Here is a 12,201-nt window from a genome sequence, read left to right on the forward strand (position 1 = left end):
AAAGAACGTTTCAATTATAGCACAGCCCCGCAACAGGTGCAAGCACATTCTTAGAGAAGCTTTTTGCCCGCCAAGTCGATGAACTCCCGGTTGCTCCTGGATTCTGACAGCATTTGAGTAATTGTCTCGGTCACTTCCTGAGTTGAGTTGTTCCCCAGGGCACGTCGGATACGCCAGATGGTTTCCAGTTCTGCCTGGGAAAGAAGTAACTCTTCCCGCCGGGTACCGGAACGGTTGATATCCACCGCCGGGAAAATCCGTTTTTCCGACAGTTTGCGATCCAGGTGCAGTTCCATGTTCCCTGTTCCCTTGAACTCCTCGTAAATCACGTCATCCATGCGGCTGCCGGTGTCCACCAAAGCAGTGGCCATGATGGTCAGGCTGCCGGCTTCTTCCAGTTTACGGGCGGCTCCGAAAAACTTTTTGGGAGGGTGAAGGGCAGCCGGATCAAGGCCGCCGGAAAGGGTGCGTCCCGAAGCGGGCACCACCAGGTTATAAGCCCGGGCCAGCCGGGTGAGGCTGTCCAGCAGCACCAGTACGTCTTTCCCGTGTTCCACCAGCCGCTGTGCCCGATTCAGCACCATTTCTGCCACTTTGATATGGTGACTGGGCATCTCATCAAAAGTGGAATACACCACCTCGCCCTGAATGGAACGCTGCATATCAGTGACTTCTTCAGGTCTCTCGTCAATGAGAAGGACGATGATTTCCACCTCAGGATGATTATGTGTCACGCTGTTGGCAATTTTTTGCAGCAAAATGGTTTTACCGGCTTTTGGCGGCGAAACAATGAGTCCCCGCTGGCCTTTGCCGATGGGTGCCACAAGATCAATGAGACGGGTGGAAAGCTCGTGGTTTTTCAGTTCAAGGGTTAACCGCTGATTGGGGTAAATGGGGGTGAGGGTTTCAAAAGCGGGGCGTTTGCTGGCCATTTCCGGATCAAGATCGTTGATTTTGCGCACGTAGAGAAGGGCCTTATATTTTTCGCCGGATTTTGGGGGGCGGGTAATGCCGGTGATTTTATCCCCTGTTTTCATGTTAAACCGGCGAATCTGGGAGGGAGACATGTAAATATCTGCATCCCCTGACAGGTAGTTACTGCTTCGGAGAAACCCGTAGCCGTCCACCATGATTTCCAAAATTCCCTCTGCCTGATTGGCTTCCTCACCCAGCGGGATTTCATCATGCAGGTGCTGGGGAAGATCGGGTGCCGAGGGGAGCACCCGGGGGCGGGGTGGAACAGGCGGAGCGTTCTCATTGGCAGCTTCTCTCAATGGCTGCGCCCCAGACGGTCCTCCCGGATTTTCCTGTTTGGGTGCTTCAGGTGAAGCAGGTTCTGATACAGTAGATTTAGATGCAGCTAAGTCAGACTCTTGAGAGACTGCAGCCGAACCTTCGCCCCGAATAATCAGATCAATCAGTTCTTGCTTGCGATATTTGACAATGCTTTTTATACCCAGGGCCTTGGCAATTTCCCTGAGGTCGGTCAGCTTTTTAGCCTCGAGTGTCTGACGATCCAAGCCTGCACCTCCTAAAATGCGTATAATGGTTTCTTATTGAAATTGTGAACAGCCTCCACATAGCGGATGGTGCCCGTTTCTGACCGCATCACCACTGAGTGGGTGCGGGCAATGCCATTGGCAGAAAATGTAACGCCCCGCAGCAACGCACCATCGGAGATTCCCGTGGCGGCGTAGGAAGCTTCCTTCCCCTTCACCAGATCATCCAGGGTGAGGGTTTTGCTGCAGTCAATGCCCATGAGTACGCAGCGGGATTCTTCTTCATCTCCATAGGGGATAAGGCGTCCCTGAAAGTTGCCGCCCATGCATTTAATGCCCACCGCAGCGATGACACCCTCCGGGGCACCGCCAATACCCAGCAGCATGTCGACGCCTGTCTCTTCGAAGCAGGTGGCCAGGGCGGCATCCACATCGCCATTTTGAAAGAGCTTGATCCGCACTCCCACCCGACGACATTCGTCAATAATGCCCGCATGCCGTTCCCGGTCAAGAATGGCAACAGTGATATCACTGATGCTTTTTCCAAGTGCCCCTGCGGCAGCCCGCAGGTTATCAGCCACAGGAGCATCCAGATTGACATATGGGGCGGCTTTGGGGCCGACAGCCAGTTTGTCCATGTACATATCCGGTGCATTCAACAGGCAGCCCCGGGGCGCCATAGCCACCACGGCAATGGCATTGGGCATACCGTCGGCCACAGAGGTGGTGCCTTCCACCGGGTCAACGGCGATGTCCACCTTGGGGGCTCCCGGACCGCCTCGTCCCACCTGCTCACCAATATAGAGCATGGGAGCCTCATCCATTTCCCCTTCACCAATCACAACGATGCCGTCAATATCGAGGGTGTCAAACATCCGGCGCATGCCGTCCACACCCGCCTGGTCAGCTGCGTTCTTATCTCCCAAACCCATATAGCGAGCTGCCCGCAGGGCCGCTGTTTCCGTCACTCGCACCAAATCCAGTGCCAGGTTTCGATCCATTGCCGCACCGTCCTTTCCTTTTCAGTGATTGCTCAGGGCCAATGATTCATTGAAGCGGTTATTTCACCGCAGATTCCCAGTCTTTTAGAAACCGCTCAATGCCTGCATCTGTCAGGGGATGCTTCACCATTTGCTGAAAAACGCTGTAGGGGATGGTGGAAATGTGAGCGCCGGCAGCCGCTGCCTCAGTGACATGGGTCACCCTGCGAATGCTGGCAGCAATAATTTCTGTTTCAATGAGATGGGCATCAAAGATGGTGACAATCTCCCGAATCAGGTCCATTCCGTCGTGACCAATGTCGTCCAGGCGACCCAAAAAGGGGCTCACATAGGCAGCGCCGGCTTTGGCGGCCAACAGCGCCTGGGCCGCAGAGAACACCAGGGTGACATTGGTTTTAATACCCTTTTCACGAAACATGCTGGTGGCCTTAAGGCCTTCTGCTGTCATGGGTACCTTAATCACAATGTTGGGATGAATGGCTGTCAGGGGCATGGCCTCTGCCACCATTTCTTCAGAAGTCAGGCTGACCACTTCTGCACTGATGGGGCCATCCACCAGACCGGCAATTTCCGTCACCGTGGCTTTAAAATCACGCTTTTCCTTTGCAATGAGCGAAGGATTGGTGGTCACGCCTGCCAATACTCCCCAGCTGTTGATTTCCCGTATTTCGTCCAAGTTGGCCGTATCAATAAAAAGTTTCATGATCTATCTCCTTCCAAATCTCAGAAAAAGCTGTTCTTATTTTTTAATACCCAATATTTCCCGTGCTTCATCAGGAGTGGCCACTTCACGGCCAAGTTCCTTCGCCAGTCGTACCATTCGTGCCACCAATTGGGCATTGGAGGTGGCCAGAACACCTTTGGAATAGAAAATGTTGTCTTCGAATCCAACCCGCACATGACCGCCCAGCAAAATGGCCATGGTGCCAAGACTCAGTTCATGACGACCAATGCCTGCCACCGTCCAGGTGGACCCGGCGGGAATGGCGTTTTTCATCAGCAGCAGATCTTCTGGCGTGGCCGGACAGGCTCCCGGTACACCCAGCACAAAATCAAAATGGAGCGGCGCTTCCACCAGGCCTTTTTTGGCCAGTTTCAGGGCGTTTTCAATCATGCCCCGCTCAAAAATTTCCAGTTCCGGTTTCACACCCAGCTCCTTCATGCGGGCAGCAAATTTTTCCATGTAACTTTCTGTATTCATGAAGACGTCTCCCCCAAAATTGCAGGTACCGCAGCTGAGGGTGGACATTTCCGGTTTCAGTTCCACCGGTTGCAGCCGTTCTTCAGGACTGTGCCACACAGCGCCACCTGTGGAGGGCTGAAAAATCACATTGCAGCAGGCTTCAATTTTTTCTTTGATCTCCCGATAAACGGCAATATCCTGGGTGGGTTCACCGGCAGCATCACGGGCATGAACATGAACAATGGATGCGCCGGCATCACAGCATTCCTTTGCCGCGGCAGCAATCTCATCCGGAGTTACCGGTAAGGTGGGCTGTTGTTCCCGGGTCACTTCGGCCCCGGTCAAAGCGGCTGTGATGATTAATTTTTGCATGAAATCGCTCCTCTCAAAATGGGTTCAGCATTTGGTCTGTCTTTCCAATCTGCAGCCCCCTAAAGGGGGCCATTTTCCGTTCGTTCTGTTGCATCGTTACCATTATATCAGTCTTCCATCGTTTTTGAAAGTACAGCCCTTCTAAATACCTGATCTTTCATCAGCAACATTTTAACCACCACACAACAGCTAACCGACAGCTGCAGTATCTGTTTTCATGGAACTGCAGCATCCCCTTGAACCCGGAAAAAAAGCCCCTCCCGAAGGAGAGGCTCAGACTGTAGGCAAAATAAGATGAAGACAAGGGATTTGGTAAAGGACAGCCTTGGAAATTTGGAATCAGCTGGCCGGGCCAACACCCTTCGTCTTCAACCTAAAAGCCCCTCCCGAAGGAAGGGCTTGTTTATGTGTTGAAATGTACAGCCTGGAAACTACAGCTTGTGAGAGAAGATTCCCAGTACCAGAATCACTGCCAGACCAAAGAGCATCAAACCAGTCTGAGCGATGTCCAAAATTCCCAGAACTGCCACGACTGCAACAGCAAGAGGAATTACATATTTTACCACATTGTACCAAATATCGAAAAGACCGAAGGGAACAGCACCGCCATTGGTCAGTTCGTCCCGCAGATCTTCTTTCTTCACGACCCAGCCAACAAAGATGGCCAGCAGCATACCGCCAATGGCAAGGAAGATCTTGTCGGTGAGGATATCGAAGAAGTCAAAGACACCAACACCCAGAATGGTAAATCCACTCATCACGCCCAGAGACAGGGATGAAAGAATCCCGGTGATGACCATGATAAAGCCGGTGGAGTAAACCGCTTTTTTACGATCCATTTGCTTCTGGTCGATAAGGTAGGCTGCCACTACTTCCATCAGGGAAACTGAAGAAGTCAGTGCTGCCACCGTCAGGGCCACAAAGAAGATGGCCGCAAACAGTGTGCCAATACCGCCCATCTGAGCGAAGATGCTGGGAACCACTACGAATACCAGGCCAGGACCGGCTGCCGGTTCCATACCGAAGGCAAAGAGGGCCGGGAAGATGGCGATCCCTGCCAGCAGGGCCACCCCGGTATCAAGGGCTGTAACGATTAATGCGTTATTGGGAAGTTTTTCTTCTTTACTCAGGTAAGAACCATAAGTGATCATGCAACCCATCCCCAAGCTAAGGGAGAAGAAGGCCTGCCCCAGCGCTGCCAGGAAGGTTTGCCCCGTCACTTCGGAAAAATCGGGTTGGAATAAGAACGCAAGACCCGCACTGGCTCCTGGCAAGGTGACACTTCGAACGGCAATGAGAATCAACAGGACAAACAGGGTGGGCATCAGCACTTTACCGGCTTTTTCAATACCGCCGGAAATCCCCTTGGCAACAATCACCACGTTCATCAGCAGGAAAATAATCATCCACACCAGTGGCTCCATCGGATTGGTGATAAATGCGCCAAAGGTGTCTCCAATAGCCCCTGCATTTGACAGGAGACCTGTCAGGGATTTAAACACATATGCCAGGGCCCAACCGCCAACAACAGGATAGAATCCCATGATGAAGAAGGCTGAGACCACACCGAGAACCCCTGCAAAGGTCCAGCGTTTGCTGTAATGCTTGTAAGCACCCACTGCAGCCAGGCTGGTACGGCGACCAACGGCAAATTCTGCGATCATGACACTGAGACCGATGATAAAGACAAACACCAGATAAATCAGAATAAATGCACTACCTCCATTGGCTCCGGCCATGTAGGGAAAACGCCAGATATTACCAAGACCCACCGCCGAGCCGGCAGCAGCCATGATAAACCCCATCCGGGATCCCCAGTTTTCTCTTGATTGATTCATAAGCTCCCTCCTTTGATTTTGTCATCATCAAGATCACTGAATTTTCTTGACACTTTAGTGTCAGTGCTTTTCTTACCCCACCCCCCTGGCTTTAATCACCCGATTGGTGCTCATCGCCATTTTTTTCTGTTGACGCGCAGAAACCCCATGACGGGGCTTTTGTGCGAAAACGTTGACATTTTTTAAGATTATATCATATTCAGAGGGGTGTGACAATCACTATTCGCAATTGTCAAAAATTAGACAATTTTATCGACCGTGTCGGTTACCTAACTCTTTCAGCACTTCTTCCACCGTCACCTGTCTTTCATTCATGAGCACCAGCACATGATACACCAGGTCACTGATCTCGTAAACCAGTTCCTCTTTGTCAGGATTTTTGGCGGCAATAATGATTTCTGCCGATTCTTCTCCCACTTTTTTCAGAATTTTGTCGATACCTTTGTCAAAAAGATAATTGGTATAGGAGCCTTCTTTGGGATAACGGCGCCTGTGGGCCAGGGTATCCACAATCTGCCTGATAATGGATGCATCTTCACTGGCCGGCAGCTTCTCTGCTGCCTGCGCTTTCTCGTCAGGCTCATCTCTCTCTGATGAAGATGCTGCCGCTGCTTCACTGCCATCAAGATCCCGATAAAAACAGCTTTTTTCGCCCGTATGGCAGGCGGCACCGGTCTGCGTCACCGTCACCAGCAGGGTGTCTTCATCGCAGTCCACCTGCACCCGCTGCACCTGCTGCACATGGCCCGAGGTTTCCCCCTTGTGCCACAGTTGCTGCCGGCTGCGGCTGTAGAACCAGGTTTCTCCCGTTTCCAGGGTTTTTTCCAGGGATTCCCGGTTCATATAAGCCATCATCAGCACTTCACCAGTGCCGGCTTCCTGCACAATGGCGGGAATCAATCCCTGGTCGTTGTAGGTCAGTGTTTCCAAGTCCATTTTCACGGGACTGCCTCCTCTTTTTTGATTACAATCTGACAGGAATCTTTCGCTGTTTGAGAAACTGTTTCAGTTCAGGAATTTCTATTTCCTTAAAGTGGAACAGCGAAGCCGCCAGGGCCGCATCAGCCTTGCCCTCGGTAAATGCTTCGGCGAAGTCTTTCATATTGCCGGCACCGCCGGAGGCGATCACCGGAATGTTCACGGCTTCGCTGATGAGCCGGGTGATTTCCAGGTCATACCCCGCCTTGGTGCCGTCCCGGTCCATGCTGGTGAGGAGTATTTCTCCTGCGCCCCGCTGTTCCCCTTCCAGCGCCCAGGCCACCGCTTCTTTCCCCGTGTCCACTCGGCCACCGTTGATATACACATGGTAGCCGCCCCCGGCCTGACGTTTCACATCCATGGCCAGCACCACTGCCTGGCTGCCAAACCGCCAGGCGCAGTCGGTGATCAGCTGGGGCTCTTTCACTGCTGCTGAGTTGATGGAAACCTTGTCGGCTCCCGCCTTGAGCACCTGGCGAAAATCTTCCACCGATCGAATGCCGCCTCCCACCGTGAGGGGGATGAACACTTCATCGGCCGTACGGCTCACCACGTTCAGAATGATGTCCCGCTCTTCGTTGGAGGCAGTGATATCAAGAAAGACCAGTTCGTCTGCCCCCTGCAGGTTATAGGCCCTGGCCACGGCCACCGGATCGCCGGCATCCACCAGGTTCACAAAATTAACACCTTTCACCACCCGGCCTTTGTTCACATCCAGGCAGGGAATGATTCGCTTGGTAATCATGCTTTCATCGCCTCCTCCATTTGCTGAAGGGTAACCGCCCCTTCATACAGTGCTTTCCCAACAATGGCTCCCTCCACCCCCAGTTCCCGCAGATTCAGCAGGTCCTGCAGGCAGGAGACGCCGCCGGAAGCAATGATTTCCAGAGAAACCGCTTTTCGAAGCTTTTCAATCGCCTGCAGGTTGGGACCCTTCATCATGCCGTCCCGGGAAATATCAGTGTAGACCAGGGTTTTCAGCCCCATGGCTTCCAGTTCCCGGGCAAAATCCATGGCTTCACGGGTACCTACCCGGGTCCATCCGTCAACGGCCACCAAGCCATTTTTGGCGTCCACTGACACCACCATACCGTCGCCGTAGCGCTCCAGTGCCTGTTGAAGCATGTGGGGGTCTTCCAGGGCTTTGGTGCCCAGAATGCACCGCCACACCCCAATGTCAAACAGCTGTTCCAGGCGTTCCAGGCTGCGAATGCCACCGCCGGTCTGCAGTGGTATTTTCACCGTTTCAATGATCTTTCGAATGGCCGCCAGGTTCCGGGACTCTCCTTCAAAGGCACCGTCCAGATCAATCACATGAAGCCGCTGGGCTCCGGCGTCCTCAAAACGTTGTGCCACTTTCCAGGGTTCCTGAAAATAAACGGTTTCAGCCGTTTTGATCCCCTGGGTGAGGCGTACGCATTTTCCATCTTTAATGTCAATGGCAGGATAAATCAGCATTGGCTCAGCTCCCCGAAGTTTTTGATCATGTTCAGGCCCACGTCACTGCTCTTTTCCGGGTGGAACTGGAGACCGTAAATGTTGCCACGCTGCACCATCGCCGGCAGCATGATGCCATAATCAGTAACCGCCATCATTTCACCGGCGTCGCAGCCATTGGCGAAGTAAGAGTGCACGAAATATACATAATCGCCGTCCCGGGTGCCCCTGAGAAGGGGGGAATTCTGGAGAATGGACAACTGATTCCAACCCATATGAGGGATTTTCACACCGGCAGGAATCCGTTCAATGGAGCCTTTTAGCAGCCCCAATCCTTCGCACCGGTCACCTTCAAAGCCTTCTTCGAAGAGAACCTGCATGCCCAGACAAATGCCCAGCAGCGGCTTGCCTGATGCGGCATAAGCTTTCAGGGGGTCAATGAACCCCCGTTCCTTCAAATATGTCATGGCATCGGGAAAGGCCCCCACGCCGGGGATCACCAGACCCGACACTTTGTTGAGCATCTCAGGGTTATCACTCACCAGCGCTTCAAAACCCATGAGTTGGAAGGCTTTTTCCACACTGCGCAGGTTACCCATGCCGTAGTCCACAATTCCGATCATACTGTTATCACCCTTTCCTTTCTCACAGGCTGTTTTTTCATTTTCACCACTGTCATGATGATTGTTACGTCCCCTTCCCCAAGAAGGCAAAGGGCTTCCTTTATAAGCTTTCCTTGGTGCTCATGGGTCCCTGAATTCGCTTATCAATCCGGGTGGCCTGATCAACAGCCCGGCCAAAGGCTTTAAAAAGGGTTTCAATGATATGATGATCGTTTTTCCCGTAAAGGGTGGTCATGTGAAGGGTGATACCTCCATGTACCGCCACTGCCCTGAAAAATTCTTCCACCAGCTGCACATCAAAATCGCCAACGGTGTGAGCGGTATAGTTCACATCAAAATGAAGGAAAGGCCGTCCTGAAAAATCCAGGATTACCCGCGACAGCGCTTCGTCCATGGGGGTATACACCGATGCATACCGCACCATGCCCGTTTTTTCTCCCACAGCCTCAGCCAGGGTCTGCCCCAGTACAATGCCCACATCCTCCACCGTGTGATGATCATCCACATGAACATCTCCCTCAGCCCGAATGGCTAAGTCCATCAGGCCGTGACGGGCCACTTGATGCAGCATGTGGTCAAAAAAACCCACGCCCGTGGCAATGTCACTTTTTCCCGTGCCGTCCACATTCACTTTTACGCCGATATCCGTTTCAGCAGTGCGCCGATTAACGGCTGCGATTCGCTTAACTCCCATCTGATGCCCTCCTTACTCAAATCTGATCTGTTCTTCCCTGCCTAATCTGCTGTTGCCGCTGGCTTTTCGGCGGAAGCACGAAAAACGTCACGAATCACTTCCAGCAGTTCTTCATTTTCATTGTCTGTTCCCACAGTGATGCGCAGACAATTGGCCAGCGCCCCCGACTCCCCGTAACCCCTCACCACGATGCCGTTTTCCCGCAGCCGCTGGTCAATTTTTGCAGCCAGGGGTGTGCGAATCAGCAGGAAATTGGCCTGTGAAGGAAATATCCGAAGGCGGTCAGGGCCCACCTGAAAGGCCAGGGCCTGCATTTCTTTTTCGATGGTTTCCCGCCACCGAATCACTTCCTGCAGCACCGGCTGCAGGGCTTCTGCCTCTTCCAGACAGATGAGGGCTGCCATTTGATCCAACCCGCTCATGTGATAAGGGGGCTTCACCCGGCACAGAGCGTCCATCATGGCTTCAGAAGCCAGGGCATAACCGGCCCGGACCCCTGCCAGCCCATAGGCCTTTGACAGGGTGCGCAGCACAATGAGCTGGGGGTAAATATCGATGAGGTCGGCCACCGTCTCCCCATAAAACTCATAGTAGGCTTCATCCACAGCGATGACGCAGTTTAGCGTAGAGAGGGATGCCAGCAGGGGACGCAGTACCTCCGGAGCAATCACACCGCCGGTGGGGTTGTTGGGATTGGTTAAAAACACCACCTTGGGCATTGTATCCCGGGCTTTTTCCAGAAAAGGTTCCGGCTGAAAGACAAACCCTTCTCCCAGGGGCACCCGCACAGGTTCACCACCGGCCATGAGGGTGTCGATTTCATACATGGAGAAGGTGGGGTCCATGACCAGCACCTGGTCTCCTGCCTCCACAAAGGCCTGAATCAACCAGCTGATGATCTGATCGGAGCCCACACCGGTGATCACCTGCTCCTGCCCCACCCCGTGGAGGGCAGCCAGTTTTTCCCGCAGGGCCAGGCAGTCTGAGTCTGGGTACTGGTGAATGGGCAGGTTTTCCAGCCGTTCTTTCAGAATTGGCTGAAACCGGCCGGCCAGCCAGTTGTTTTCGTTGGCATCCAGCTTAATGCGGGGCATATCCGGTTCAACATGATAGGGGTTGAGGGTGCGTACACTTTTCTTCAGCATTGAAAACAGTTGTTTTGCTGCCTGTGTCTGTTGATCGGTTGTATTTTTCATCATGACTTCACCGCCACTTTCCAGTTTCATTAATGGTTCAGATATTAACCTATTTCAGGTTTCATGCGAATGGCCACCGCCTGCTTGTGGGCCTGAAAGCCTTCCCGTTCTGCAAGAAGCATGATGTCATCCGCCGCTTCAGCCAGGCGTTCCCGGCTGTAATAGATGAGACTGCTCTTTTTCACAAAATCCTCCACGGTGAGGGGGGAAGCGAATCGTGCGGTGCCTCCTGTGGGCAGCACGTGATTGGGGCCGGCCAGGTAGTCCCCCAGGGGTTCCGGTGAGTAGTGCCCCAGAAAAATCGCCCCTGCATGGCGGATGGCCGGTACCAGTTCAAAGGGATTGGCTACGCAGAGTTCCAGATGCTCCGGTGCCAGGTCGTTGGCCAGGGCCGCCGCCTCTGCCAGGGTTGCTGTTACCCAGATGCCTCCAAAACGCTCTAGGGATTCCCGGGCAATGGCTTCTCTGTCCAGTTGGGCCACCTGCTTTTCCAGCTCCTGGGCCACTGCTTCCCCCAGCGCCTGGCTGGTGGTGATGCACACAGCAGAGGCCATTTCATCATGCTCTGCCTGAGAGAGCATGTCTGCCGCCACAAAAGCTGCATTGGCTGTCTCGTCGGCAATCACCAGAATCTCGCTGGGGCCGGCGATCATGTCGATGTCCACCTGGCCGTATACCAGTTGCTTGGCCATGGCCACGTACTGGTTTCCCGGGCCGGTGATTTTATCCACCCGGGGAATAGTGGCGGTGCCATAGGCCAGTGCTGCCACCGCCTGTGCGCCGCCCATTTTGTAAATCTCTGTCACCCCTGCCACCCGGGCTGCAGCAAGAATCACCGGGGCAATGGTACCGTCAGGGCCAGGGGGGGTGGCCATCACAATGCGGGAAACCCCCGCCACCCGTGCAGGCACCACATTCATCAAAACGGAGGAAGGGTAGGCCGCCTTGCCTCCTGGCACGTACACCCCTGCCACATCCAGGGGTGTGACTTTCTGACCCAGCCAAATGCCTTCCTGTGGGTTTTCGAACCAGGATTCCTGCCGCTGTTTCTGATGGAAGGCAGTGATTTGCCGGCAGGCGTTCTCCAGGGCCTGTCGATAGGGTTCATCCACCGCCCGCCAGGCGGTTTCCATTTCTTTTTCCGTTACCCGAAGGGTTTCCGGCGTCAGAGAAGCCCGGTCAAACCGTGCGGTGTAGTCCAGCAGGGCTTCGTCTCCCTTTTCCTTCACGGTTGCAATAATCTCCCGGACAACCGCTTCTGTCTGCCTGTCATAGCCTGCCTGCCGGTCCCGAAGCTCCTGTATCACAATCTCCCGCCGGGAAGGGTCCCAGCGCTTAACGGGTAGTTGACTCATCGTCGTCATCCTTGCCACATGTATT

At 53.7% G+C, this 12,201-nt stretch carries 12 protein-coding genes; all 12 read right to left on the bottom strand.

Annotation, left to right across the window (positions count from 1 at the left end):
* Window positions 1-50: 50 nt before the first annotated feature.
* The 12 genes from rho to hisD all read right to left on the bottom strand — a co-directional run bounded on the left by rho (window position 51) and on the right by hisD (window position 12,176).
* Window positions 51-1,520: a transcription termination factor Rho gene (gene rho / locus QOL74_RS08930; RefSeq protein WP_283409114.1), complete on the bottom strand. Its 1,470-nt coding sequence runs from the start codon at window positions 1,518-1,520 to the stop codon at window positions 51-53.
* An 11-nt stretch (window positions 1,521-1,531) separates the two neighbouring features.
* Window positions 1,532-2,500, bottom strand: a complete 969-nt coding sequence (glpX, locus tag QOL74_RS08935; protein ID WP_283409115.1) for a class II fructose-bisphosphatase — start codon at window positions 2,498-2,500, stop codon at window positions 1,532-1,534.
* 58 nt (window positions 2,501-2,558) lie between these two features.
* Entirely contained in the window at window positions 2,559-3,203 is a 645-nt protein-coding gene (gene fsa, locus QOL74_RS08940; RefSeq protein WP_283409116.1) for a fructose-6-phosphate aldolase, read from the bottom strand.
* 36 nt (window positions 3,204-3,239) lie between these two features.
* Window positions 3,240-4,055: a 3-keto-5-aminohexanoate cleavage enzyme gene (gene kce / locus QOL74_RS08945; RefSeq protein ID WP_283409117.1), complete on the bottom strand. Its 816-nt coding sequence runs from the start codon at window positions 4,053-4,055 to the stop codon at window positions 3,240-3,242.
* 431 nt (window positions 4,056-4,486) lie between these two features.
* Window positions 4,487-5,893, bottom strand: coding sequence for a sodium-dependent transporter (locus QOL74_RS08950; RefSeq protein ID WP_283409118.1), 1,407 nt, complete (start codon window positions 5,891-5,893; stop codon window positions 4,487-4,489).
* Between the two features lie 249 nt (window positions 5,894-6,142).
* Window positions 6,143-6,829 (bottom strand): bifunctional phosphoribosyl-AMP cyclohydrolase/phosphoribosyl-ATP diphosphatase HisIE, encoded by a 687-nt coding sequence (gene hisIE / locus QOL74_RS08955; protein WP_488153923.1) that lies wholly within the window; start codon window positions 6,827-6,829, stop codon window positions 6,143-6,145.
* A 28-nt stretch (window positions 6,830-6,857) separates the two neighbouring features.
* Window positions 6,858-7,616, bottom strand: a complete 759-nt coding sequence (hisF, locus tag QOL74_RS08960) for an imidazole glycerol phosphate synthase subunit HisF (protein WP_283409120.1) — start codon at window positions 7,614-7,616, stop codon at window positions 6,858-6,860.
* Window positions 7,613-8,329, bottom strand: a complete 717-nt coding sequence (hisA, locus tag QOL74_RS08965; RefSeq protein WP_283409121.1) for a 1-(5-phosphoribosyl)-5-[(5-phosphoribosylamino)methylideneamino]imidazole-4-carboxamide isomerase — start codon at window positions 8,327-8,329, stop codon at window positions 7,613-7,615. The genes hisF and hisA overlap by 4 nt, the downstream gene beginning before the upstream one ends.
* Window positions 8,323-8,931 carry an imidazole glycerol phosphate synthase subunit HisH gene (gene hisH, locus QOL74_RS08970; protein WP_283409122.1) on the bottom strand — a complete coding sequence of 203 codons (609 nt, stop codon included), beginning with the start codon at window positions 8,929-8,931 and terminating at the stop codon, window positions 8,323-8,325. Before hisH ends, hisA begins: the two co-directional genes overlap by 7 nt.
* A 100-nt stretch (window positions 8,932-9,031) precedes the next feature.
* The gene (hisB, locus tag QOL74_RS08975; RefSeq protein ID WP_283409123.1) at window positions 9,032-9,625 is read right to left on the bottom strand and encodes an imidazoleglycerol-phosphate dehydratase HisB; all 594 of its coding nucleotides are present in this window, start codon (window positions 9,623-9,625) and stop codon (window positions 9,032-9,034) included.
* A gap of 41 nt (window positions 9,626-9,666) precedes the next feature.
* Window positions 9,667-10,824, bottom strand: a complete 1,158-nt coding sequence (gene hisC / locus QOL74_RS08980) for a histidinol-phosphate transaminase (RefSeq protein ID WP_283409124.1) — start codon at window positions 10,822-10,824, stop codon at window positions 9,667-9,669.
* A gap of 41 nt (window positions 10,825-10,865) precedes the next feature.
* Window positions 10,866-12,176 carry a histidinol dehydrogenase gene (gene hisD / locus QOL74_RS08985; RefSeq protein WP_283409125.1) on the bottom strand — a complete coding sequence of 437 codons (1,311 nt, stop codon included), beginning with the start codon at window positions 12,174-12,176 and terminating at the stop codon, window positions 10,866-10,868.
* Window positions 12,177-12,201 lie beyond the last annotated feature (25 nt).

This window comes from Anoxynatronum buryatiense (assembly GCF_900182905.1).
Taxonomy (GTDB): domain Bacteria; phylum Bacillota; class Clostridia; order Peptostreptococcales; family Tindalliaceae; genus Anoxynatronum; species Anoxynatronum buryatiense.